At 69.2% G+C, this 24,718-nt stretch carries 21 protein-coding genes; 11 read left to right on the plus strand and 10 right to left on the minus strand.

The window, feature by feature from the left end; all coding sequences use genetic code 11:
• Positions 1-66 precede the first annotated feature (66 nt).
• Positions 67-2,949 (minus strand): TonB-dependent receptor, encoded by a 2,883-nt coding sequence (locus V6M51_RS01640; RefSeq protein WP_332764069.1) that lies wholly within the window; start codon positions 2,947-2,949, stop codon positions 67-69.
• Between the two features lie 461 nt (positions 2,950-3,410).
• Here V6M51_RS01640 and V6M51_RS01645 point away from each other — a divergent pair, with 461 nt between their 5' ends.
• The gene (locus V6M51_RS01645; protein WP_332698582.1) at positions 3,411-4,088 is read left to right on the plus strand and encodes an HAD hydrolase-like protein; all 678 of its coding nucleotides are present in this window, start codon (positions 3,411-3,413) and stop codon (positions 4,086-4,088) included.
• An 8-nt stretch (positions 4,089-4,096) separates the two neighbouring features.
• Here V6M51_RS01645 and V6M51_RS01650 read toward each other — a convergent pair whose 3' ends face one another.
• From V6M51_RS01650 to V6M51_RS01660, 3 genes are all read right to left on the minus strand, one after another.
• Complete coding sequence (locus tag V6M51_RS01650; RefSeq protein ID WP_332764071.1) at positions 4,097-4,780, minus strand: ParA family protein; 684 nt, start codon at positions 4,778-4,780, stop codon at positions 4,097-4,099.
• 244 nt (positions 4,781-5,024) lie between these two features.
• Positions 5,025-5,615, minus strand: a complete 591-nt coding sequence (locus V6M51_RS01655; RefSeq protein WP_332764073.1) for a hypothetical protein — start codon at positions 5,613-5,615, stop codon at positions 5,025-5,027.
• An 18-nt stretch (positions 5,616-5,633) separates the two neighbouring features.
• A complete protein-coding gene (locus tag V6M51_RS01660) occupies positions 5,634-9,422 on the minus strand; it encodes a hydantoinase B/oxoprolinase family protein (protein WP_332764074.1) in 3,789 nt (1,262 codons plus the stop codon).
• A gap of 70 nt (positions 9,423-9,492) precedes the next feature.
• Between V6M51_RS01660 and V6M51_RS01665 the strand changes: the two genes are divergently transcribed.
• The 8 genes from V6M51_RS01665 to V6M51_RS01700 all read left to right on the plus strand — a co-directional run bounded on the left by V6M51_RS01665 (position 9,493) and on the right by V6M51_RS01700 (position 16,825).
• Positions 9,493-10,188: a TerB family tellurite resistance protein gene (locus V6M51_RS01665; protein ID WP_332764076.1), complete on the plus strand. Its 696-nt coding sequence runs from the start codon at positions 9,493-9,495 to the stop codon at positions 10,186-10,188.
• Positions 10,189-10,292: 104 nt separating this feature from the next.
• Positions 10,293-10,583: a hypothetical protein gene (locus V6M51_RS01670; protein ID WP_332764077.1), complete on the plus strand. Its 291-nt coding sequence runs from the start codon at positions 10,293-10,295 to the stop codon at positions 10,581-10,583.
• Between the two features lie 210 nt (positions 10,584-10,793).
• Positions 10,794-11,081 (plus strand): putative quinol monooxygenase, encoded by a 288-nt coding sequence (locus V6M51_RS01675; protein ID WP_305585668.1) that lies wholly within the window; start codon positions 10,794-10,796, stop codon positions 11,079-11,081.
• Between the two features lie 9 nt (positions 11,082-11,090).
• Entirely contained in the window at positions 11,091-12,314 is a 1,224-nt protein-coding gene (locus V6M51_RS01680; RefSeq protein WP_332764082.1) for an acyl-CoA dehydrogenase family protein, read from the plus strand.
• 79 nt (positions 12,315-12,393) lie between these two features.
• Positions 12,394-13,323 (plus strand): phytanoyl-CoA dioxygenase family protein, encoded by a 930-nt coding sequence (locus V6M51_RS01685; RefSeq protein ID WP_332764706.1) that lies wholly within the window; start codon positions 12,394-12,396, stop codon positions 13,321-13,323.
• A 1-nt stretch (position 13,324) separates the two neighbouring features.
• Positions 13,325-15,034 carry an O-linked N-acetylglucosamine transferase, SPINDLY family protein gene (locus V6M51_RS01690; protein ID WP_332764084.1) on the plus strand — a complete coding sequence of 570 codons (1,710 nt, stop codon included), beginning with the start codon at positions 13,325-13,327 and terminating at the stop codon, positions 15,032-15,034.
• Entirely contained in the window at positions 15,031-15,780 is a 750-nt protein-coding gene (locus tag V6M51_RS01695; RefSeq protein ID WP_332764086.1) for a hypothetical protein, read from the plus strand. Before V6M51_RS01690 ends, V6M51_RS01695 begins: the two co-directional genes overlap by 4 nt.
• A 10-nt stretch (positions 15,781-15,790) precedes the next feature.
• A complete protein-coding gene (locus tag V6M51_RS01700; protein WP_332764087.1) occupies positions 15,791-16,825 on the plus strand; it encodes a class I SAM-dependent methyltransferase in 1,035 nt (344 codons plus the stop codon).
• 6 nt (positions 16,826-16,831) lie between these two features.
• Here V6M51_RS01700 and V6M51_RS01705 read toward each other — a convergent pair whose 3' ends face one another.
• Genes V6M51_RS01705 through V6M51_RS01730 form a run of 6 tightly spaced genes read right to left on the minus strand, consistent with a single transcriptional unit; the run spans position 16,832 to position 22,074 of the window.
• On the minus strand, positions 16,832-17,899 hold the full coding sequence (locus V6M51_RS01705; RefSeq protein WP_332764088.1) for a class I SAM-dependent methyltransferase: 1,068 nt from the start codon (positions 17,897-17,899) through the stop codon (positions 16,832-16,834).
• The gene (locus V6M51_RS01710) at positions 17,896-18,825 is read right to left on the minus strand and encodes a hypothetical protein (RefSeq protein ID WP_332764090.1); all 930 of its coding nucleotides are present in this window, start codon (positions 18,823-18,825) and stop codon (positions 17,896-17,898) included. Before V6M51_RS01710 ends, V6M51_RS01705 begins: the two co-directional genes overlap by 4 nt.
• Positions 18,826-19,386: a GNAT family N-acetyltransferase gene (locus tag V6M51_RS01715; RefSeq protein WP_332764092.1), complete on the minus strand. Its 561-nt coding sequence runs from the start codon at positions 19,384-19,386 to the stop codon at positions 18,826-18,828.
• A complete protein-coding gene (locus V6M51_RS01720) occupies positions 19,370-20,287 on the minus strand; it encodes a hypothetical protein (RefSeq protein ID WP_332764094.1) in 918 nt (305 codons plus the stop codon). Before V6M51_RS01720 ends, V6M51_RS01715 begins: the two co-directional genes overlap by 17 nt.
• A complete protein-coding gene (locus V6M51_RS01725; protein ID WP_332764096.1) occupies positions 20,284-21,327 on the minus strand; it encodes a hypothetical protein in 1,044 nt (347 codons plus the stop codon). The genes V6M51_RS01720 and V6M51_RS01725 overlap by 4 nt, the downstream gene beginning before the upstream one ends.
• A gap of 12 nt (positions 21,328-21,339) precedes the next feature.
• Positions 21,340-22,074, minus strand: coding sequence for an SDR family NAD(P)-dependent oxidoreductase (locus V6M51_RS01730; protein ID WP_332764098.1), 735 nt, complete (start codon positions 22,072-22,074; stop codon positions 21,340-21,342).
• Positions 22,075-22,286: 212 nt separating this feature from the next.
• Here V6M51_RS01730 and pseH point away from each other — a divergent pair, with 212 nt between their 5' ends.
• Together pseH and V6M51_RS01740 are read left to right on the plus strand one after the other, a co-directional pair.
• Entirely contained in the window at positions 22,287-22,847 is a 561-nt protein-coding gene (gene pseH / locus V6M51_RS01735; protein WP_332764100.1) for a UDP-4-amino-4,6-dideoxy-N-acetyl-beta-L-altrosamine N-acetyltransferase, read from the plus strand.
• 75 nt (positions 22,848-22,922) lie between these two features.
• Positions 22,923-24,716 (plus strand): tetratricopeptide repeat protein, encoded by a 1,794-nt coding sequence (locus V6M51_RS01740; RefSeq protein ID WP_332764102.1) that lies wholly within the window; start codon positions 22,923-22,925, stop codon positions 24,714-24,716.
• Positions 24,717-24,718 lie beyond the last annotated feature (2 nt).

Genomic DNA, 24,718 nt, shown 5'->3' on the forward strand with positions numbered 1-24,718 from the left:
GCCTCCGAAAAAAAGGCCGGCCCCGTGGGGGACCGGCCAGTGGTGGTTCTCGAGGGGGAAGACCTCCTAGAACCGCTTGGTGACGCCCAGCTTGTAGTAGCGGCCGAGCGGATTGGCCGTGAACGGGTCGTAGCTTAGGTCGAGGCGCGCGAACGGCGGGTCCTCGTCGAACACGTTGATCACCGCGGCGGTCAGGGTCGTGTCCCAAGGCAGGACCACCCGGTAGGTGATGTCGCTGGTGACGAAGGCCTTGATCTTGCGGCCGTTCTGGTTGGTGGCGAAGGTCGACGTGCCGCCGCGGGTGTCGCGCATGTCGTCGACATAGCGCAGGGTCCAACGGATGTTGTGGTCGCCGCGGGCGTATTCGGCGAAGGCGGTGGCCTTCCACTGCGGCTGCGAGCCGTAGCCGAGATAGTCCATGGTCCCGGCGTAGTCGGTCTCCTTGGCGACCACGACGCCTTCCAGGGTCGTAGCCGCGACGATGTATTCCAGCACATAGGTCAGATCGAGGCCGAAGTTCATGTCGCCGCCCAGTACGTCACGCGCCCGGTAGCTGGCCGCGAAGTCCAGCCCGCTGGTGTCGATGTCGGGGCTGTTGACGTAGTTGATCCGCACCCGGTTGATGTTCGGGGCCGAGCAGGCGCCGGTGAAGCTGATCCGGGCCAGCAGCGGGGCGTAGGCGGGGTTGGCGCAGTTGTTGGCGCCGGCCGCCCCGTTGGGGAAGATGGCGTTGACGATGTCGGAGCCGCTCTCGTTGTCGATCGGGCCCTTGAAGGCGAAGCGCCAGTAGTCGAGCGAGGCGTTGAAGTCGCCCATCTCGAACAGGACGCCGAGGTTCAGGGTGTCGGCCTTTTCCGGCTTCAGGTTGGCGGCGCCCCAGAGGTCGTAGGCGCGATAGCCGCCGGCCGCGGTGGTGTAGGCGAGGCTGGTGGTGGCGGTGTTGGCGATCTGGGTCTGGGGCGGAGCGCGGAAGGTCGAGCCCGCCGAGGCGCGGAAGGCCAGCCAGTCGGCCGCCTGCCACTTGAGCGCCACCTTGGGATTGGTGGTCGCGCCGATATTGCCGCCGTAGTCCTCGTAGCGGATGGCGAAGGTGCCGGTCAGGCTGTCGGTGAACGGCATCTGCAGTTCGGCGAAGGTGGCGATCACCGAATAGTCGAGGTCGTAGTCGGCGAGCGCCCCGAAGAAGCTGAACGGCCCGTTCTTGGCCGTGCAGGTCGCCCCCGGATTGACCGAGGAGTCGGCGCAGGGGCTGACGGCGATGTTGGTGAAGTCGCTGTTCTGCCGCTCGATGCCGCTCCAGCGGTACTGGGCGCCGGCGGCCCAGGCCAGCTGGCCCGCGCCGAAGTCGACGGGCAGGTCGCCGTTGAACACCAGGTCGGCGGTGAACATCTGCGAGCGGATCTTGTAGGCGTATTCGTCGAAGACGTAGTCGAGGACTTCCAGGCTGTTGGCCGTGGCGGCGTTGTAGTTCGGATTGGTCCGGCCATCGATGGCGTTGCCCGCCACGCCCGAGGAGAACGGGTTGAACCACAGGCAGCCGTTGGCGCCGGGGGTATTGCCGGTGCAGCCATTGCCGCCCAGACCGCGCAGGGCGAGCTGCATACGGCCCACCAGGACGTCCGGCGTGGCGATCTCGCTGTTGTTGTCCATGTAGGTGAGCGCGGCGTCCCAGCCGATCCCGCCGCCGAAGTCGAACTTGCCCTTCAGGCCCGCGGAGATGCGGTAGGCCTCGAAGGCGCGCTTGTCCTCCTTGCCCTTGCCGCCGAACAGCGGGTTGCCGCCGACGCCGAGCGGACGCCAGGCGACCGAGGTGAAGAGGCCGTTGGCGCCGGCCGTGGCGGCCTGGGCCGGGGTCAGCCCGCCCGAGGCGATCAGGGCCTGGAGGCCCGGATTGGCGCTGGGAATGTAGAAGCCGTTGCCCTGGACCTTGGTGGTCAGCGCCGAGGTCGGGAAGTTGTTGGGCGGGTAGGACGGCGAGGAGTTCTCGGCGGCGACCTCGTGGCCCGAATAGAGGATTTCGGCGTGGAACTTGGTGGTGTCGGTGAGGTCGAAATTGATCTCGCCGTAGAGCTGCCAGTGATCCTCATCCTCGGTCAGATTGTCGAAGCCGAGGAACTGGAACTGGCAGCTGGTCGCCGTGCCGGGGCCGGAGATGGCGCCGCAGGCCGGGTCGACCACGGGGGAGGTGAAGGTCGTCCCGCCATTGCTGCTGGAGAGGTAGAGGCCGGGATTGCCGAAGGTGGACCAGCCGCCCTGGGGGTTGTCGGTGAAGGAACGCAGGGCGAAGTCGCGGTCGGTGGTGGAGAGTTCCGAGCGCTTGCGGTAGCCGGCGGTGACCAGGACGTCGCCGCGGTCGCCGACCCAACCATAGGCGGCGTTGACATTGTAGTCGCCCTTGGAGCCGTCGATCAGCGAATAGCCGCCGGAGACCTCCAGGCCGCTCAGGTTGCGCCGGGTGATGAAGTTGACCACCCCGCCGATGGCGTCGGAGCCGTAGGTGGCGGCCGCGCCGTCCTTCAGCACCTCGATGCGGCCGATGGCGGCGGTCGGGATCAGGTTGGTGTCGACATAGATGGAGCCGGGCGAGATCGCCATGCGGCGGCCATTGAACAACACCAGGGTCCGCTCGGCGCCCAGGCCGCGCAGGTTGACGTTGCCCGAGCCGGTGGTCTGGCCGGCGCCGAACTGGTTGGACTCACCCACGGCGCCCGAGACGGCGGGGATGGACTTGATCAGGTCGACGGTCGAGGGCGAGCCCTGCTTGGCCATCTCCTCGGCGCCGATGACATTGACCGGCAGGGCGGCGTCTTCGGGGGTGCCGGCGATGAACGAGCCGGTGACCACGACCTCTTCGACCTCGGCGGAATCCTGGGCCAGGGCCTGGCCGGCGCCGAGGGTGAGCAGGAGCGCGAGGGAGGAGGCTCCGGCAAGGTATCTGGATTGTAGCAAGCGTTTCCCCTTTTAATATAACTACGTTATCCGTCGATATTGCGACAGATTGCGGGGGAGGAATGCGCGAGGATTTCAGCAAAACGCAAGTCGATTTTGTATGCATGAAAGAATAGAGTGCGGACACATACGACGGGTCTGTCAAAACTCATCCGAACATTGTTCAGAATTTGAATCTATGGACAAAATCGTACCGAAACTTCGAAAACTGTCGAAATTAGCCCTGGAAAATCAAGGTTCACGGCCCGCGTGAGTTTCGGCGCGGGCGTCAGAACCGCGCCTGTCGCTTTCGCGCCACGTCCGGCGATAATTCGTGTGGCGGGTATGGCGGACAAGCGTTGGTGAGAGGCGAGGTCGCGCCGGAGAATCTATGAAGCGCCGCGCCCTGGCGGATTCCCTGGAGTGCCGGGAAGGGCGGAACGCGGCGCTAGCCAGCCCGCCAACGTGGGTTAAGCTCGGCCATGCTTTCGACCACCCCCACAGTGCTTTTGGATCTGGACGGCACGCTCATTGATTCGGAGCCGGGCATTCTGTCGAGCTGCCGGGCCGCTCTGCGCGCCCTAGGCCATACGCCCGAGCCATCGCTCGACCTTTCGGCGCTGATCGGCCCGCCGATAGAGGACGGCATGCGGTGGCTGCTGGAACGATATGGAGACGATCGGGTCACCGAGGCGGTGGCGGCCTATCGCTCAGACTATGGCCAGCGCGGCCTGTTCAGCAGCCTGCCTTATCCAGGCATCGGGCAGGCGCTGACGGCGATGCGGCGCGCGGGCGCGCAGCTCATTCTTGCCACGTCAAAGCGCAGAGAATTCGCCCAGCGCATTCTGGAGCACATCGGCTTCGATGGCTTTTTCGTCGCCATCCACGGCTCCGAGCCGGGCGGCGCGCTGGACCACAAGCCGGAACTGATCTCCCATATTGCGGAGCTTCATTCGCTGGCGCCGGGCCACTGCGTGATGATCGGGGATCGTCGACATGACGTCGCGGGAGCCCATGCGAACGAGATGCGCGCCCTCGGCGTCCTGTGGGGTTACGGAACCCTGGACGAGTTGGAGGCCGCGGGGGCGGACGGCCTTGTCTCCGAACCGGCAAGTCTTGCGACAGCCGCCCTCGCGATGGCCACCGCCGGAATGACCTGACCGAGACCCTAAGCCGCCTGGGTCTTGGCGCTTTCGAGGAGTTCCAGCACGGCGGCCAGGTAGCCCTGGGCGTTGGCGCGGGCGGCGGGGACGCCGCCGACGCCGCTGCGTTCCAGCTCAGCGAAGCCGCCGCCGACCGAGAACAGCATCCGGAACGCCTCCTTCTCGATGAGGGCGGTGGGCAGGATGCCGATGTCGCTTTCGCGCAGCTGCTCGACCACCTGCTTCAGCGAGCGGGGCCGCAGGGCTGCGGGGACGCGGGTCAGCAGGCAGCGGTGCAGCAGGGGGGCGCCGCCGCGTTTGCCGAACTGGGCGACCATCTCGGCGGCCTTGATCGCCTGGATGGCCTCGATGGCGGAGGAGGCCAGCGGGGTCAGGACCAGGTCCAGCCGCATGGTGGTGAAGTTCATCGCCCCGCGGATCGAGCCCTCGGTGTCGAGGATCAGCCAGTCGGGCTGTTTCCGCTGGGCCTCGCGCAGGGCGTCGCGGATATCCTGGGTCATGGGGGCGGGGTGGACGGAGATCCTGTCGGGCCGGCCGGGCAGGCTGGCCCAGTGGACCAGGGGCTTGTTGGGGTCGGAATCGATCATGGCCACGCGCTGGCCCTGCTCGCTGAGGCCGAGCGCAAGCAGAAGCGCGGCGGTGGTCTTACCCGCGCCCCCCTTCGGATTCACAAACGCTACGGTCGGCAAGCCTATCCCTCTCCGGACGCCGTCGAGGGCGTCACGTGATCAAAGTAAACGCACGAGGGGCCGTTTGTGACCAGAGTCTTGGGGTGCGTCCTTTTCCTCACCCGTTTACGGGGGAGGGGGACCGCCGATAGGCGGTGGTGGGGGCGGCCTCAAGCGCCGAGCCCGGTCTCGCCCCCGCCACCATCCTAGCGGATGGTCCCCCTCCCCCATGAATGGGGGAGGAAAAGGTGGCGAATTCCGAGCCCTATGACGGGTTGGCGGGCGCTTCCACCGGCGCCTCGCTGGGCGGGGCAGGGTCGGCGGGCATTTCGGCGCTGGCGTCGAAGGTGGCGCCGAGCAGCTTGGCGCGGGCTTCGAGCGCCTTGGCGGTGGTGGAGCAGCGGGCCGGCAGGGTCCAGCTCATCCATTCCTGGGCCAGGCGCGCCTTGGGCAGGTTGGGGGCGGCGGCCCAGGTGGCGCGGCCGCGCTTCACGGCCTCGCCGCCGCGGACATTGATTGGCTTGAGGCTGGCGCGTTCGGCGGTCTCCATGGCGCGGGCGAACAGCTTCAGGTCCTTGCGGCCCTGCTTCTGCAGGTCGGCATAGACCTGCAGGTCCTCGGCGATTGTGCGGCCCGGCGCGCGGAAGGTGGTCTCGATGCGGGTGACCTCGGGCATCACCTGGTCGTGCAGGTCGAGATAGCCGGTCAGCGCCCCGTGGCACCAGGCGACCAGGCCGTAGTCGTCCTTGGGCGCGCCGGCGGGGTAGGGCGCCTCGACGACGTCCGGCGCGGGCTCCGCGGCGGCAGGCGCGGCATCCTGGGCGAACAGGGCGAGAGCGAACAACAGCGCGGACATAGGACCTCGAATGTCTGATCAGGCGGCGGACCGACCAAAGCCCCCGCCGCCGGGGGTCTCGATCTCGATGACGTCGCCGGGCTGGACCGTAATGGAAAAGCAGCCGGGCAGTTCCTTTACCGCGCCGGAGCGTTCGATCAAACGCTGGCGACCGGGCAGGGCGGGGCCGCCGCCGGCGATCCCCTGCGGCGCGTGCAGGCGGCGGGTGGAGAGCAGGGCCGCCTCCATGGGGGCTAGGAAGCGGACCCGGCGATAGGCGCCCTCGCCGCCGGCCATGGCGCCGGCGCCGGCCGATCCGTGGCGGATGGCGAAGGCCTCGACCCGGACCGGGAAGCGGCGTTCCAGGATTTCCGGATCGGTCAGGCGGGAATTGGTCATGTGGGTGTGGACGGCGCTGGTCCCGGCGCGGTCGGCGGTGGCGCCGGCCCCGCCGCAGATGGTCTCGTAGTACTGGCGGTCCTCGTCGCCGAAGGTGAAATTGTTCATCGAGCCCTGGGCGTTGGCCATGACCCCCAGGGCCGCATAGAGGGCGTCGACCACGTGCTGGCTGGTCTCGACATTCCCGGCGACCACGGCGGCGGGGTATTTCGGAGCGAGCATCGAGCCCTCGCGAGTGAGGATGCGCAGGGGCTCCAGGCAGCCGGCGTTCAGCGGGATGTCGTCGTCGACCAGGGTGCGGAACACATAGAGCGCCGCGGCGTCGACGATGGCCGAAGGGGCGTTGAAGTTGGAGCCGAGCTGGGCCGCGGACTCGCGGAAGTCCAGGGTGGCCTCGCCCTTGGCGGCGTCGACGGTGGTGCGCACGACGACCTCGCCGCCGCCGTCCATGGGCACGCGGGCCTCGCCGTTCGAGAGCTTGCCGATGGCCCGGCGGACCGAGGCCGCGGCGTTCTGCTGGACGAAGGTCATGTAGGCGGCGACCGCCGCGCCGCCATGGGTCTCGATCATGGTGCGGACCGAGGCGGCGCCGGCCTGGCAGGCGGCGATCTGGGCCTTGAGGTCGGCGAGATTGCGGTCGGGGGCGCGGGACGGCCATTGGCCCGAGCCGAGAGCCGCGCGGGTCTCGGCCTCGAGGAACCGGCCGCCCTGCATGATCGGCAGGGCGTCGAGCAGGACGCCTTCCTCGTCCAGGGTGTGGGAGAAGGGCGGCATGGAGCCGGGCTGGACCCCGCCGACATCGGCGTGGTGGCCGCGGGCGGCGACGTAGAAGGTGGGACTTTTTCCTCCCACATCGCGGAGCGAATGGGGGAGGGGGACCGCCCGAAGGGTGGTGGAGGGGGCGAGGCTGGGCGCAGAGCCTGAGGCCGCCCCCTCCACCGCTTCGCGGTCCCCCTCGCCCGTAAACGTGGGAGGAAGAGATCGCTCGTCGCCCATGAAGATCGGCATGACCACGGTGATGTCGGGCAGGTGGGTGCCGCCAGCATAGGGGTTGTTGAGCGCATAGGCCTCGCCCGGCTTGAGGTCCGGATGGCGGTCGCGCACGGCCCGGACGCTGGCGCCCATGGAGCCGAGGTGGACCGGCATGTGCGGGGCGTTGGCCACCAGGCCGCCATCGGCGTCGAACAGGGCGCAGGAGAAGTCCAGGCGCTCCTTGATGTTGACGGAATGGGCGGTGCGTTCGAGGGCCGCGCCCATGGCTTCGGCCACGCCCATGAAGCGCTTGTTGAACAGCTCCAGGGTGACCGGGTCGGGCCGCTCGAGGGTGAGCTCGGCGGTGACGATGTGCTGGGCGCGGTCCAGGCGGATCAGGCCGTCGGCGGCGGGGGTGGCGATCCAGCCCGGGGAAAGGGCGATCTGGGTGTCGGGGCGGACGATGAGGGCGGGGCCGGCGGTTTCGGTGAGGGTTTCGGCCAGGATGATCGGGGCGGCGTGCCAGGCGCCGTGGAAGAACATGCGGACAGTCTTTCCTCTCCCCACGTCTTCCGGGGGGAGAGGGTAGGGTGAGGGGGGGCTTTCGGAAGCTTCGTGGTTGGGGTTGGGCAGAGTTGCGTCGCCTTGCGACGCGCCCCTCACCCTATCCTCTCCCCATGAATGGGGAGAGGAGGAGATGCTAACGGCTTCGACTTCGACGGTGGCGATGACGATGGGGAGTTCGGCTTCGATGAAGCCGAACAGGCGCTGGTGACCGGCCTCGAAGGCGGCTTTCACCTGGGCTAGGTCGCCGACCGGGATGGAGATCTGGGCGTCGGCGCCGTCGTAGCGCAGGCGCAGGGTGCGGCGGACCTCCGAGGCTTCCGCGCCCTGGTCGGCGAGGGCCGCGCGGGCCTGGGCCTCCACCTCGACAGCCAGGGCCTGGGCGCGGGCGAGGCCGGCAGCGTCGAGAATAGCGTCGAGGCCCATCTGGCGCAGGCTCGTCACCTCGGCCTGGCCGATGCCCCAGGCCGAGAGCACGCTGCCGTAGCGGGGACAGAGCACCTGCCAGGGACCCAGCGCGTCGGCCACCTCGCAGGCGACCTGCCCGGCGGCGCCCCCGAACGCGGTCAAGGCATGGTCGCGGGGGTCGAAGCCGCGCTCGGTGGAGATGCGGTCGGTGGCGCGGGCCATCTGTTCCACGGCGATGGCCACGAAGCCCTCCGCGGCGGCCTCGACGCTGGGTGAGCCCATGGCTTCCGCCAGCCTGGCGATGGCGGCGCGGGCGGCGGCGACGTCCAGCGGGGCGTCGCCCCTGGGCCCGAAGATCGAGGGGAAGAAGCGCGGATCGAGCCGGCCCAGGACCAGGTTGGCGTCGGTGACCGTGGCCGGACCGCCGCGGCCGTAGGCGGCAGGGCCGGGATCGGCGCCGGCGCTCTGCGGCCCGACCCGGGCGCGCAGGCCGTCGAAGGCCAGGATCGAGCCGCCGCCGGCCGCCACGGTCTCCACGTCCAGCATGGGGCTGCGCAGGCGCACCCCGGCCACCTTGGCGGTGTCGCGCCGCTCCAAGCTGCCCGCGTAGCGGCAGACGTCGGTGGAGGTGCCGCCCATGTCGAAGCCGAGCGTCTGCGGGGCGCCGGCCATCTGCGCCGTACGGGCCACGCCCACCACGCCGCCGGCCGGTCCCGAGACCACGGCGTCGCGACCGCGGAAGGCCTCGGCGCGGACCAGGCCGCCGGCCGAGGTCATGAAATAGAGCGGGGCGCCGGCCACCGCCCGGGCCACCCGCTGCACATAGGCCTGCAGGATCGGCGTCAGATAGGCGTCGGCGACGGTGGTCTCGGCGCGGGGGATGAAGCGGGGCAGGGGCGAGACCTCGTGGCTCAGCGCGACGAAGTCAAAGCCGGCGGCGCGGGCCAAGTCCCCGGCGACGATCTCGTGGGCCGGGTTGAGATCGGCGTGCAGGAACGCGATGGCCGCGGAGGTGAAGCCTTCAGCGCGGGCGGCGGCGAGCTTCTCGGCCAGGGCGTCGGCGTCTAGGGGGGTGACCACCGCGCCGTCGGCGGCGAGCCGCTCCTGGGCCTCCACCACGCCGGAATAGAGCGGCTCGGGGCGGACGATGTTGAGCGCGAAGAGCTCCGGCCGGGACTGGTCGCCGATCACCAGCGAATCGGCGAAACCCTGCGTGGTGACGAACAGGGTCTTGGCCCCGGCTCGCTCCAACAGGGCGTTGGTGGCCACGGTGGTGCCCATCTTGATGGCCCCGACGCGGTCGGCGGGAAATGGCTCGCCGGGCCCGACGTCGAGTGTCCGGCGCATGGCCTCGACGGCGGCGTCCTCATAGGACGGGGAGGCGGAAAGCAGCTTCAGGGACAGCTCCGAACCGTCCGGCCCGCGTCCGATCACGTCGGTGAAGGTGCCGCCACGATCGATCCAGAAGCTCCAGAGCCTGTCCAATCCTTAACCTTCCAATGTTCGGATACGCGTTGTCAGGTCCCGTCCGGGGCCTTACAGGTGGCTAACTCCCATGAGCTTCTGGCGCAACATTGCTGGGCTCGCAGTCCGCCGGCCCGATGCGGGCGACTGCGCTGATTGCCCGGCCACCCGGCCCGGCGAGGACCCCGCCTTTTCCACCGCCGTGACCGCGTTGGGCGCGAAGCTGGCCAAGGCCGACGGCCGCGCCAGCCTGGGGGAGTTCGACGCCTTTTCCCGGGTGTTCACGCCGGACGCGGCCTCGGAGCGCAATATCCACCGGCTGTACGATTTGGCCCGCCAGACCACGCGAGGCTACCAGAGCTACGCCCGGCGGTTGGCCAAGCGCTACGCCGGTTGCCCGACCCTGCTGGAAGACGTGCTGGACGGCCTGTTCCACATCGCCGCCGCCGACGGGGCGGTGTCGCAGGACGAGCTGGACTACATCGAGAACGTCTCGGACCTGTTCGGCTTCTCGCCCCTGGTGTTCCGGCGGCTGAAGGCCACCCATCTGGGCCTGGCCTCCGACGATCCCTATGGCGTGCTGGATGTCGAGCACGACGCCAGCGACGAGGCGGTGCGCGCGGTTTGGCGCCGGGCGGTGTCGGACGCCCACCCCGACCGGGCCCGCGCCCGGGGTTTACCCAGCGAATTCATCGAGGTGGCGGAGGCCAAGGCCGCGGCGATCAACGCGGCCTTCGACGCCATTATGCGCGAACGCAAGGCGATGGCGCTCGAAGGCGCGGCATGATGCCGCCACTTTTTCACGTTTTCGTCGCCTAGAGTTGACGTTCGGGATCGCTCGTCCGACATAATCGTTCTAGTCGCTGAGAAAGCGGCGCCTTCGAGGAAGCCATGGTCCGGGAATTCGCCAGGAAGCACGGTTCGGCCCTTCGCAGTCTTGCGATGTTGGGCGGAGCCCTCGCGACGGCCGCGGCCGTCGCCATCGGTGCGGTGCTGGCGGTGTTCTTCGCCGCCACCGTGGTGGTGATCGCCGTGATGGCGTCGGTCCTGCTGGCCCTCGCCGGCCTCGCGCTCCGCGCCAAGCGCGCCCGCGTCCGCCGCGACGACGGCGTCATCGAAGCCCGCAACCTGGGCGGCCACCACTGGGTGGCCTATGGCTGGAACGAGCCCGCGGGGCGGTAGCTCTGCTCCTAAACCGCTCATCCCGGCGAAGGCCGGGACCCAGTTTCATCCGCCGCACCTGAATTTTCGTACCAGCGCCGAGCCCTATGACCTGGGTCCCGGCCTTCGCCGGGATGAGCGGATGGTGGTGACCGTCCCTCGGTTTTGCTGACTTGCCGATGATCATTTAGCCCTCTACCGTGACTTCAAACAAACGTTTGGGAGAACGGCATGATCGGCGTGGTGGCGACCTTGAAGGTCCAGGACGGCAAGCAGGGTGAGTTCGAGGCGATCTTCACCGATCTGGCCGCGCAGGTCCGGGCCAATGAGCCGGGCAATGTCTTCTACCAGCTGACCAAGAGCCGCACCGACGCCACGGTCTACAAGGTGTTGGAGCTCTACAAGGACCAGGAGGCGCTCTCCGCCCACGGTCAGACCGATTACTTCAAGGCCGCCGGCGCCAAGATGGGCCCCTGCATGGGCGGCCGTCCCGAGATCGAATATCTCGACGCCGTCTAGGAGCACGTCATGGACCTCGAATTTTCCAAGGAAGACCTCGCCTTCCGCGACGAGGTCCGGGCGTTCATCGCCGACGCCTTTGACGACGACATGCGGGCCCACATGGCCCAGTCGAAGAACGGCCACATCGGCAAGGACGGTCAGATCCGCTGGCTGAAGCGGCTGGGCGACAAGGGCTGGATCGCGCCCGACTGGCCGACGGAATACGGCGGCACCGGCTGGAGCCACGCCCAGAAGTACATCTTCGACATGGAGATGGCCCTGGCCGGCGCCCCCTCGACCAGCAACATGGGCCTGAAGATGTGCGCCCCGGTGGTCATGGCCTTCGGCACCCCGGAGCAGAAGGCCCAGCACCTGCCCAAGATCCTGTCGTCCGACGTCTGGTGGTGCCAGGGCTATTCCGAGCCGGGGTCCGGTTCGGACCTGGCCTCGCTGTCGATGAAGGCCGAGCGCGACGGCGATCATTATGTACTGAACGGTTCAAAAATCTGGACGACCTACGCCCAGCACGCCGACTGGATGTTCTGCCTGGTGCGGACCTCGGTCGAGCCGATCCGGCAGATGGGGATCAGCTTCCTGCTGCTGGACATGAAGACGCCGGGGATCACGGTCGTGCCGCTGCCCACCCTGGACGGTCCGCCGACCGGGGAGGAGGAGATCAACCAGGTGTTCTTCGAGGACGTCCGGGTTCCGGTCGCCAATCGGATCGGCGAGGAGGGCCAGGGCTGGACCTACGCCAAGTACCTGCTGCAGTTCGAGCGCGGCAATCCCTACGCGGCGGGCCTGACCAACCAGCTGGCCAAGGTCAAGAAGATCGCCGGGGTCGAGCCGTCCGACGGCGGGCGCCGGATGATGGACGATCCCGATTTCCGCCGGAAGCTGTCCGAGCTGCAGATCAAGGTCGAGGTGCTGAACGCCACCGAGCTGCGGATGTTCGCGGCGCGGACGTCGGGCGAGGCCATGGGGGCGGCGTCCTCCATGCTCAAGCTGGAAGGCTCCCAGGCGCAGCAGGCGGTGACCGAACTGGCCCTGGAGGCGGCGGGCGTCTACGCCCAGCCCTTCGTGCGCGACACCTGGGCCGAGCTGCACGGGGAGACCAATGTCCCGCGCGCCGGCGCCGACTACGCCGCCACGGTGGCGCCGATGTACTTCAACTATCGCAAGACCTCGATCTATGCCGGGTCCAACGAGATCCAGCACAACATCATGGCCAAGATGGTGCTGGGGCTCTAGCGGGCGCGCGATCGTAAGCACGGGTTAACGCAATGCGGCTACTCCGTCGTTAACCATACGACCGGAGATGACCGTGAACATGATGGCGAAGGCGCGCCCGGACCTGGCCGGCGCGGTGATCTCCGACTTCATCGAAGCCGGCGCGCACCTGTTCGACGCGCCCGTGGACCCGCGCGCGGCGACCGACCTGCTCGCAGCGATCCGCCAGACCCGCCGGTTCGACGACAGCCTGTTCCTGGGCGAGGCCGAGTTCGACGCCGATCCGCAATATACCGGCGTGAACCCCCGCCCTGGCCGCAACCTGCTGGAGCGGTTCGAGGAACGGCTGGGGTTCGTCGAGCAGGCGCCGCACATCGTCGAGGCGATCACGGCCCTGCTGGGCGCCGACTATGAGATCCTGAACAAGAAGGTGGTCTGCGGCGTGCCCGCCAGCGCGATCCCCGACTGGCTGAAGACCCGCATCCACGGCAATCCGGTGAACAATCTCGGCGCCTATGTGCGCCCCGAACACCGCGACATCACCTATTTCTACGGCATCGACTTCCACCAGGACCTGATCGACTACAAGGAGCGCGAGGCCGACTTCCTGACGCTCTACGTCTATCTCCATCCGGTGACGCGCGCGGACGCGCCGCTCTACCTGCTGGAGGGCAGCCACAGGCTGGGCGGCTCGGTTTTCCCGCACGATCTAACGCGCAGCGGCGACGACGCCTGGACCTACCGCAACGACCCACATGGCGAGACGGAGACGCGCCAGCGGATCCTGACCGGCGACACCGGCTTCGCCGCCATGTGGCACGCCTGCACCCTGCATGGCACCCAGCCCGACGCCGCCGATCACGAGCGGATCTCGCTGCGCTACCTGGTGGCCCGGGGCAAGGACCGCGCGGTGGGCATGGAGGCGGTGAACGCGACCCTGAACGGCCCGCTCAGCCTGATCGACACCCGCAAGGACCTCGCCGCCGACGGCTCGGCCGCGATCCGCGCCAACACGGTTCTGAAGGCCTGATATGACCGCCGCCCTCGCCAGCCTGGCGTCGTCCGACCCCATCGCCGAGGGCCGCGCCGCGCTCGACGCCGGCGACCCGGTGACGGCCGCGAACCTGTTTCACGCCATCGCCGAGGCGCGGCCCGCTGACCACGAGAGCCGCTACTGGCTCTACAGCGCCCTGGTGGCGGCCGGCGAGGCGGGGATCGCGCGCCAGACGCTGGACGACGCGCGGAACCTGCACGCCGGGGCCATGCTCCGCACCCACGGTGTCGATGCGGGACGATTCAAGACCGACAAGGCCTATTGCGCCCAGGTGGGGCGGCAGCTCTACGCGACCAAGCACATGGCGCTGGCCAGCCTGGCGCTCGGGTGCAGCCTGGATCTCGACAAGCCCGACGCGGAGCGGATGATCAGCTACGGCCTGTCGCTGCAGCACCAGGGGCGAACGGACGAGGCCATCGACGTGTTCAGCGCGACGGCCGAGGCCTTTCCACACCCGGCGATCCACGAGTTCCTGCTCTACGCGGTGTTCCACGCCCCGGACCGCATGCGCCGCGTGTCGGAGGAGGCGCGTCGGTGGAGCGACCTGTACGCCGCGCCCCTGACGCCGGCGAAACCGGTCTTCGGCAATGAGCGCACGGCCAACCGGCGCCTGCGGATCGGCTATGTGGGCCCGAGCTTCACCCGCAACCAGGTGGCCCAGTTCCTTCTGCCGGTCCTGGAGGCCCACGATCCCCAGGCGGTGGAGGTCTTCCTCTATTGCGCCGATCCCAGCGGCGAGGGCGAGCTGCCGCCAGGCTGCAAGGTCCGCGGCATCGGCCAACTGTCCGACCAGGACGTGGCGACCCAGATCCGCAACGACAGGATCGACATCCTCATCGATGTCTGGGGGCACACCTCCGGCAGCCGCCTGCCGGTCTTCGCCTATCGCCCGGCGCCCGTTCAGGTCGCCTGGATCAATTTCGTGCAGACCACGGGCCTGGCCTGCATGGACTACATCCTGCATGCCGACAGCATGGAGGTTTCGGGCACGGACCAGTACTTCACCGAGGAGATCTGGCATATCGGCCCGATCGTGGCGCCCAGCCGTCCGCCGGCCGAGCGCCTGGACGTCGCACCGACCCCGGCGCTCAAGAACGGCTACGTCACCTACGGATCGTTCAACAACCCCGCCAAGCTCAGCGAGATCACCATCGCGGCCTGGGCGGTGATCCTGCGCCAGCGGCCCGCCGATCGCCTGGTCCTGAAGTACGGCCCGTTCATCGATCCGGTGCTGCAGCGGGTGACCCAGGCTCGCTTCGCCGCCTATGGCGCGGCCCCGGAACAGCTCGAATTCCGCGGCCACACCACGGGCCCCGACTACTGGCGCGAGTTCCAGGACATCGACCTCGCGCTTGACCCCTCGCCCTGCCCGGGGGGCACCACCTCGTGCGACGCCCTGGCCAACGGCGTGCCGGTGCTGACCCAGTGGGGCGACGACTTCTACAGCCGCATCGGCGTGCCGGTGGTGCTGCCCTGCGGCCTGCCCGAGCTGATCGCCGAGGGCTGGGACGACTATGTGGCCAAGGCCCTGACGCTGACGCAGGACCACCAGGCCCTGGACGCCCTGCGCGCCAGGGTCCGCCCGGGCTTCGACGCCTCGCCCTATCGCGACGAGGTCGGTTTCACACGCCATCTGGAGGGCGTCTTCCGCCAGATGCACGCGCGCTGGCTGGCGGCGTCGGCGTGAGCGCGGCCCTGGACCTGCAGCGGGTGATCGAGGTCGGCGCCGGCCTTCGGGACGGCGTCATCGAGACGGAAATGGACCGCGGCGAGATCGTCCGCCGAGTCATGGACCGCGGGCAACTGGTGCTGCTGAAGCACGCCTTTCCCGACGAGATGCTGACCGCCGCCAGGACGGCCGTGGCGGCCTGGGGGCGAGAGGTTCCGGCGGCCGAGACCGACGACTTTCGGGGCAACTATCATCGCCGCCGGGCGATGGTGGCTCGCCAGCAGCAGGCGCCGCACGTCTTCCACGACTACAATTTCAACGATCTCTCCGCAGCGCCGCCGGAGCTGGAAGCGACGCTTCGGGGCCTCTTCGAGCCCCTGCGCCTGCTCTACAACGACCTGACCGGCAACGGCGTCCGGTTCGGGATTCCGGAAGCCGGCCCCTATGTCCACCCGCAACTCATCCACTATCCGAGCGGCGGCGGCTTCTTCGCGCGGCATTGGCACAACCTGACGCCGCAGAAGCTGGGGTTCATCGTGTCGCTGTCCAAGCGCGGCCGGGACTTCCGCAACGGCGGCACCTGCTTCGAGATCGACGGCGAGGTGGTCGATATGGAAGCCCGCCAGGAGATCGGCGACATCTGCATCTGGCGCTACGACCATCAGCACTGGGTCACCCAGTCCGACCTGCGCGACAAGTTCGACTGGGACAGCGACGCCGGCCGCTGGGTGGCGACCTTCGCCTATTTCGATCCTCGCGGGTAAGGCGGGCCTCATGGCGACCGAACTGAAATCCAGCAAATACCGCTGCCCGCAATGTGGAGCCGGCGACTTCTCCGTCACCACGACCCAGTGGCGCTGCGACGCCTGCGGCCAGGCGTTCGCCTGCGCCTCGGGCATACCACGGCTGTTCGTCGAGGCGCGGCTCGGCTCCCAGGACCGCAAGCTGCGGGACACCTTCTATGACGGCCTGTTCGGGCGGCTCTACCAGGTCATGATGCCGGCCATCGTGATGCCGGTCCGGCCGCTGGCGATGTCGTGGCCCTACTGGATCGCCTATGGCGTGGTCGTGGCCGTGCTGCTGGGCCTGGTGGTCGGGTTGGTCGACGCCCTTGCGAGCGGCGCCTTCGCCTTGGCCGGGCTGCTGGCCGCCGCGCTGGCGGTGGCGGGCTGGCTGCTCAGCCGGCAGCGCTACCTGCTGCACCTGATGTGGGTGGCGGTTCCGGCGTGGCTGTCGCTGTCGCGCAAGCCCTATGCGCCGCCCGAGTCCTTCGCCCAGGTCCATGAGCGGGTGCTCGCGCCGCTTCGGAGCGCCGGGCGCAGGTTGCAGGTCCTCGATGTGTCCACGGGCTCGTGCAACTCGCTCTACAAGCACGGCTGGATGGACCTCGACGCCGACTACACGGCCATCGACCTGTCCGAGACCATGCTCAAGCAGGGCAGCGACATGATGAGCGCGGCCGGCGTGCCGGTGGACCTGGTCCTGGGCGACGCCATGGAGCTGCCGTTCCAGACCGACAGCTTCGACGTGGTGCTGAGCTACGGGGCGGTGAACGGCCTCACCGATCCCTCGAAGGCGATCGCCGAGATGGCGCGTGTGGCCAAGCCCGGCGGCGTGCTGCTGTTCCTCGACGAGCAGATCTACGACGCCGCGACGGCGGTGGAGCGGGCCTATTTCATGAAGGTGCTCTCCAGCCACAACGTGATCCACCGCTGTCCGGTGGAGACGTTCCCGCCGACGCTGACCGACGTGCGCGTGTCGCAGGTCTATCAGTTCTACTACATCTGCACGGCGCGGAAGGCGGCCTGAAGCTGCTCAGGACGCCAGGTTGACGAACATGGCGCCGCCGGCGACGAAGCGCCGCTTCACGCGCGGTCCGTAGGCGGCGATGGCGCGATCGGCGACCTTCCGCGGCCCGTCCCCGTGCGGCCAGTTGTAGTCGTCGAAGATGATCCAGCCGCCGGGCAGGACCAGCGGCCCCCACAGCTCGAAATCCTGCGCCACGGCGGATTCGTCGTGGTTGCCGTCGAGGTGCAGGACCGAGATGGCGCCCGCGAGCGGGGTTGAGCCGAACTCGCGGGAGGTCACGGTCTTGGCCTGGACATAGCGCCCGTGGGCCGCCTCCGAGGTCATCCGCAGATAGTTGAAGGCGCCGGTCGCGCAGGCCAGCATGCTGACCAGGAAGCCGGAATAGACCACATCCCAGTCCCAGCCGCCGGAAGCCTCCTGGATGTGGGTGGGCGCATCGGTCTGCACCGACAGGCCGAGGTCCCAGGGATCGACGCACAGGGTGGCGCCGACGCCGCCATAGGCGCCGACCCGGTTCAGCACGTAGCTGCTCTTGCCGAACAGGGCGCCGATCTCGACGATGTCGCCCTTCGGCGCCGACGGAACCACGCCGCAGATCGCCAGGATCTTGTCGCGGGAGCACTCGCCGTGGATGGTCTCGACCTGGGCGAGAAGGCCGGCGATGAATTCCACCGGGAGCGGGGAGGGTCCCTCGCCATAGGCGCGGGCCTTCGCAAGCCCGGCTTCGCCATCCGCGAGCGCGTTGGTCACGCGGTCCATCTGCCGCCTGAACGGTCCCGGGCCCATGAGCTCCAGGCCCGGCAGCCGGCGGCCCAGCTCCTGCTCGAGCAGGTGGAAGGTCGGCGCGTGGGGCGTGAAGAGGGCGGTGACCTTTTCACGGACGACGAGCGCCTCGAGCGCCTCGAAGAAATCGGGGGACCCGATGAAGGGCAGCCGTCCCCAGGCGTCGAACTCGGCTTGGTTGGGGTCGACTTCGAGGGAGGAGGCTCCGACCACCCGGCGGCCCCACTGGCCCGCCTCGCGCGCGAACCTGGCGGCGGCCTCGAGGGCCGAGGGGAAGACGAGGATGGTCATGCGTCCTCCAGGATCGCGCAGCCGATGCCGGATTTCCCGAAGCCGTCGCCGTTGTGGAACATGATCTTGCGGCCGTCCGCGGCGATGACGCTGGGATAGGACATGGTGGCCGAGTTCCAGCCGGCGCCGGTGGGCGCAAGGCCTTCAGGATCGGGCCGCCGCAGCCAGTCGCGGCCATCCGCCGAGGTGGCGTAGCCGATGCGGTAGGAGCCCGCGCCGTCGCGGTATTCGCGGCTGTTGCGATAGGAGAACCACATCTCGTAGCCGTCGGGCGTGCGCATAACCGAGGGGCGGGTGTTGGCCTCCAGCGGGTCCAGCTTGGGAATGCAGGCGTGGTTGGTCTGCCGCCAGGTCAGGCCGTCATCGGAGAAGGCCAGCTTGACCTGGTAGGTGGGCTCGAACTTGCCGTCGATCTCCACCCAGCCGGTGCCGGAGCCGTACCACATGGTCCAGAGCCCGCCCTCGATGATGATGTTGGGCGCCATGGTCATGTAGGGCTCGTGCGGCGTGCGGTCGACCACGGGACCATCGAAGGCCCGCTCGAAGGTCAGGCCGCCGTCGCGGCTGCGCGCCAGGCCGACCGACATCCGGTAGGGGACGCTGCCGCCGCGGCTCACCCCGCCGTAGTACATCCAGAGTTCGTCGCCGACGGCCATCACCTGGCTGCCGATCACCCCGTCCTCGTCGTGGGTCCCCGGCTTGCCCAGGTCCATCACCGGCTTGTCGTGGACGTGGAGCAGGCGGGTGGGATCGGCGCGGTCCAGCTCGATGAAGCTGGTCCGGCTGCGGTTCTCGTCGTTGCGCGTGCCGTAATAGACGCGGATCCGGTCCTCCATCAGGAGGGCGGCGGGCGCCTGGGCGTGGGTCCGCGACCAGTCGAACGCGCCGTCGGGCGTGAATACGGCGCCAAGCTGCTTCCAGGCCACTCAGGTCTCCCAATAGCCGTTCGCGCCCACCAGGGCGCGGTAGTCGTCGCTGGTCACGCCGACCATGATGCGATCCCAGTAGCGACCGCCGCGGTGGTACCAGTCGCGCTGGCGGCCTTCGACCTGCCATCCGCATTTGCCGCAGTACACGGCCACCGAGGCCTCGTTATAGGCGACCATCGAGCCGTCCAGGCGCTTCAGGTGCAGCTCGTCGAAGGCGTAGCGCATGGTGGCCATGATCACGTCGACCCCGATGCCCCGGCCACGCATGGACGGGTCGCCGATCATCATGCCGTGGAAGGCGTTGTTGTTCTTCCAGTCGATGTCCACGAGGTTGGCGGTGCCGACCAGGCCGGTCCCCGGGACGTCGATGGCGAAGCGCTGGTTCAGCGGATCGCCGGCCAGGCGTTCGAACCACTGGCGCGTCTGATGCAGCGAGGTCGGGAAATGCCAGCCTCCCAGCATGTTCCAAAGGTCGGGGTCGTTGCCCCAGGCGTGCAGCGCCGGCAGGTCGCTCTCCTCGACGGCGCGCAGGGTGACGATCTTACCCCGGATGTTCATCAGATCGCTCCAGTTGGCGTGGCCCGCGGTAAGCCGGGAAGAAGCCGCTGTCGCCGCGCCCGGCGCTGAGCGCCCGATAGGCGTCGTCGTCCAGGACCGCGGTGCAGAGGTAGGCGGGCTCCACCTTGTTGGAGAACCCTTTCTTGAAACGAACGAGGCCGTCGGTCGGATCGTCGTCGACCCCCGCGCCGCCGCCGAAATTGATCAGCCCGCAATCGGTGAGCTCGGCCGCCGCGAGATCGTTCACCGCGTAGGCCGCGCCGGTCTGGTAGCCCTCGGGCGCGGACGCCGCCAGGTGGCTCATGGCGTGGCCGCCGTGGGTGACGAAGAGATGCGCCGAGACCAGCCGATCCTCGACGAAGGCGCCGAAGGTCCGCACGCAGTCAAGCTGGGTCAAGACCTCGTGGTGGGCCGGCGAGAAGGTGTGCAGCCCGCCCAGTTCGTGGCGGGAGACGAGTTGGCCGTAGAGATTTTCCCAGGCCGGCAGGTGGTCGGCCAGCCGGATTTCCGAGACCGAGGTGCGGGCCAGGGCGCGGCGGAGCTCATAGCGATGGTGCTTGCTGTAGGCGAGCGGGCCCAGGCTCCGGTCATAGACGTAGTGCGACTTGAAGCGCCGGACGGTGACGGACGCCGCTTCCAGGGCGCTCATCGCGGGCCGCAGGCGCTCGTCGAGCACCAGGACGACGGAGACCAGGCCGGCCGCCTTCAGCCGCGCCAGCCCCGCGGCGACATCGGCGCCGGCGGCGAGCACGCTCAGGGGATAGGGGCCGATGGCGTCCTGCCGGGTCCCGCAGGGGGTCGCCCGGACGAGCACGTGGCCGTTCCATTCGGGAACGGGGAATGGCGCGCCGATATGGGCGAGGCTGCTGGCGTAGTCCTCACGGGCATAGGGGTGGGTCATCGCAGCAGCTCGGTTACGCGCGCGGCGATCCGGTCCATGTCCGCCTCGCCGTAGCGGTGGTCGCACGGCAGGGTGACGAGCTCCAGGGTCCATTGGGCTTCGCGGGGGAAGTCGGCGGTCGGCGCCGCGATCGCCGGCCAGTGCACGGCGGCGAAAATCCGCTCCGCGTGCAGGCCGCGCAGCAGGGCGTCGCGCGCGGCGGGCGCCAGTCGCAGGACATAGCCGAGGGGTGGCGCGGGCGGATCGGCGGGCAGGGCCGACCAGGCGCGCAGGCGCCGGTCGAGGATGCGCCAGTTGGCGAGCCTGGGGCCGGCCAGGCTCGCGAGCGAGGTGCGCGACAGGATGGAGCGGCTGGCGTCCGTCATGGCCTGCGAGGTGACCGCCATGGCCGCCTCCTTGGTCCGGTTGGCGGCGTGCCAGACGGCGTTGTCCCGGCCCAGGGGATCGGCGTGGCGCAGCAGCGGCGCGCGCCACAACGCGACGCTGTCGGCCGACGAGGTCGGCTGGGGGAGCGTCGCTTGCCCGGCGGGGGCGACGAGCAGTCCGCCGTCGGCGACGCCCAGCAGCTTGCGCGGGCTGTAGAGGGTCCAGCCGCCGACCGTGTCCAGGCCTGGACCCAAGGCCTGGGCGCGATCCTCGACGATCCGCAGGTCGGACCGCCGCGCGGCGAAGTCGCGTACGCCGGGGGCGCCCGGCAGGCCGAAATAGGCCGCCACGAGGACGAGGTCGCCGGCCTGCGCCTCGGCCTCGACACGGGCGAGGTCCGGCGCGAAGCCTTCATTGACCGGATAGAACCGCACCCGCGCGCCGAACGAGGGATCGACGAGGTCGCCGCAGACGAAGGCGGGCAGCCAGATCGTCGCCTGCGGCATGGCCGCCGCCAGGGCCGCGAAGGCCGACCGGGCGTTCACGAAGGCCGCGTAGGGCCGCCCCCCGGTCCAGGCCTCGAGAACGCTGGCGCCGGCCAGCGCGCCATCGGGCTCGTGCAGCTCGAAGAATCCGCCGATGGGGGCGATCAGCTCAGCATCAGGTGTGGCCATGGCGGTCACGCATCACCTCGCGGTAAAGCCGCCGTCGACCATGTATGTGCCGCCATGGCAGGACCCGGAGTCGTCGCTGCAGAGGAACGCCGCCATCCGGGCGACTTCCAGGGCGGTGACGTACCGCTGCAGGGGCAGGGCCTTGGCCGCGTCCGCCTGGCCCTGGGCTCTTTGCGGGTCGCGGTCCGAAAGCGCCTTGTCCAGCCGGCGCATCATGTCGGAGTCGATGGGGCCCGGGCAGAGGGCGTTGACGCGCACCCCATGGCGCCCCGCCTCCAGGGCGGCGGACCTGACCAGGCCGACCACCGCATGCTTGCTGAGCGTATAGGCTCCGAGCGTCGCGCTGCCGACGACGCCGGAGATCGAGGACAGGGCGACGATGCTGCCGGCGCCCCTGGGCTTCATGTCGCGCAGGCAGGCCTGCATCGAGAAGAGACAGCCCTTCACATTGACGGCGAGGACGCGGTCGATGTCGGCCTCGGAGATCTCCTCGACCAGGGCCACCGGACCCTCGACCCCGGCGGCCAGCACGGCGGCGTCGATGCGCCCGAAGCGGCGAAGCGCCGCCTCGAAGGCGACGTCGACAGAGGCGCGGTCGGTGACGTCGGCGGCCTGGAAATCGACATCGGGGTGGGCGAGCAGATGGGGCGGCGGCGCGACGCGGTCGGTCAGGGCGACCCGCGCGCCCTGGTCCAGCAGCACCTGCGCGCACGCCGTTCCGACCGCCCCGGAGGCGCCGGTGATCAAAACCGTCTTACCCGCCAAACCCTGCATCAGAGACCGGCGGGCGCCCGCTGCAGCGCGGCCGACATGCGATCGATCTCCGCTGGGCCGAGGTCGATGGCCGCCAAGCTGATCCCCTCCGGAAAATCCCCGGCCGATAGCGCCACATTTGTGGTTAACGTCGAGTTAGGGAGAGCGTCTCACTGGTGAGCCGGGACCAAACGGGGAAAGCCGCCATGGCCGTTGATGTGAAGATGCGTCCTCCGGGGCCCGCCGACTCCGACCGCCTGCTTGCTTGGCGCAACCTGCCGGAGATCCGGCGCTGGATGTACACCGACCATGTCATCTCCCAGGAGGAGCATGACCGGTGGTACGCCGCCGCCCTGGCCGATCCCTCCCGGCGCTACTGGATCATCGAGCTGGACGGTCTTCCGGTCGGCCTGGCCAATCTCGCCGACTACGCCCCGGCCCATCGCCGCACCGCCTGGGCCTACTACCTTGCCGATCCCTCGGTCCGGGGGAAGGGCGTGGGCGCCTATGTCGAGTACTTCATCATCGAGCATGTGTTCGGCGAGCTGGCCTTGAACAAGCTGTGCTGCGAGGTCCTGATCGACAACGAGGCGGTCTGGAAGATGCACGAGGCCTTCGGCTTCGCGCGCGAGGCCCTGTTCCGCGAACACGTCTGGAAGGACGGCAAGGCCACGGACGTCGTGGCCCTGGGCCTGCTGGCCAGCGACTGGGCGAAGATCCGCGAGGCGAGCCGGGCGCGGCTGGCGGAGCGCGGCTACCCCGTCTAGGGCCGCCGCTTAGGCGGGGGTTAACCGTATATGGGCGAAGCATCTCCCGATCCTCGCCCGCCTCGGAGTCAGGCCATGCCGCGCCCGTCCGCGCCCAGCGCAACATCGCCCGCGGCGCTCGGGGTCGGCGCGGCGCCGACCCCGGCCCGGCTGGCCGCTGGCGCTGTGGGCGACTCCGGCTCCCGCGACGCCCTGGCCAAGCTGTCGCTCGCCGTCGAGGAGCTGAAGGCCCTCAAGATTCAGCCGATGCTGCACCAGGCCGTGGCGGCGCTCAACGCCGGCGACGCCAAGGCCGGGGCGGAATGGGCGATCAAGGCGCTGGAGCAGGACGAGCGGAACGGCTTCGGCTGGTACCTGCTGGCCATCGCCCGCGAGAAGGCCTCCGACTTCGCGGGCTCGATCACCTGCTACGAGTCGGCGCTGGCCCTGCTGCCGGACCATGCCGAGATCGCCAACAACCTGGGACGCCTCGCCTATCGCATGGGCCAGAAGCCGGTGGCCGAAAAGCTGTTCCGCCACCACCTGGCGCGGTTTCCGAACGATCACGAGGGCGCCAACAACCTCGCCTGCGTGCTGCGCGACGAGCATCGCTACGGCGACGCCATCGAGCTCCTGAAGTCGGCCATCGGCCGGGCGCCGGACCAGCCGCTGCTGTGGAACACGCTCGGCAGCACCCTGGCCGAACAGGGCGATCCGGCCAACGCCCAGATCTTCTTCGACGAGGCCCTGCGGCTGGACCCGGGCTTCGCCAAGGCCCGCTATAATCGCGGCAATGTCCGACTGTTCCAGGGCGACACGGCCGGGGCGCTGGAGGACTGCGAGCGTGCGATGACCGCGCCCATGCCGCTCGACGAGCAACTGATGATGCGACTGGCCCGCTCGACGATCCTGCTGGACCTGGGCCGGGTGGGCGAGGGCTGGGACGACTACGAGGCCCGCCTGGATCCGAGCTTCGCCGACGTCACCCTGGTGATGGTCGATCGACCGCGCTGGAACCCGGGCGACGCGTTGGCCGGCAAGTCGCTGCTGATCGTCGGCGAACAGGGCCTGGGCGACGAGGTCATGTTCGCCAATCTCGTGCCCGACGTCATCGAGGCCCTGGGGCCCGAGGGCCGGCTGACCCTGGCCGTCGAGCCGCGCCTCGTGCCGCTGTTCCAGCGCAGCTTCCCCAAGGCCCATGTGGGCGCCCACGCGACCTATCAGGCCGAAGGCCGCACCTTTCGCCTGGCGCCGTTCCTGGACGAGGCGGCGATGGGGCGGATCGACCTCTGGACCCCCATCGGTTCGCTGCTGCGCCAGTTCCGCCGTGAGGTGGCCGCCTATCCGAACCGATCGCGTTTCCTGGAGGCCGATCCGGGGCGCCTGGCTCATTGGCGCGAGGTGCTGGACGCCGCGCCGGCCGGCCGCAAGGTCGGCCTGCTGTGGAAGAGCGGCAGCACGCTGGGCGCCCGGCACCGCTACTATTCGAGCTTCGAGCAGTGGGCGCCGGTGCTGGCGGCCCAGGGGATCACCTTCGTCAATCTGCAGTACGGCGATGTCGACGCCGAGCTGGAGCAGGCCCGCCGCGAGCTGGGCGTGGAGATCTGGAATCCGCCCGGCATCGACCTGAAGCAGGACCTGGACGACGTGGCCGCGCTCTCCTGCGCGCTCGACCTGGTGGTCGGCTTCGCCAACGCCACCTCCAACATCGCCGCGGCCTGCGGGGCGCCTTCCTGGCTGATCTCGACGCCGGGCGCCTGGGCGCGGCTGGGGACCGACCGCTATCCCTGGTATCCGCAGATGCGGGTCTTCATCCCGGAAGCCTTCCGCGAGTGGGACCCGGTGATGGCGCAGGTCGGCCAGGCCATGGTTGCGTTCGGCCAGGCCTGATC

Origin of the sequence: Phenylobacterium sp. (genome assembly GCF_036677185.1) — a bacterium.
GTDB lineage: Bacteria > Pseudomonadota > Alphaproteobacteria > Caulobacterales > Caulobacteraceae > Phenylobacterium.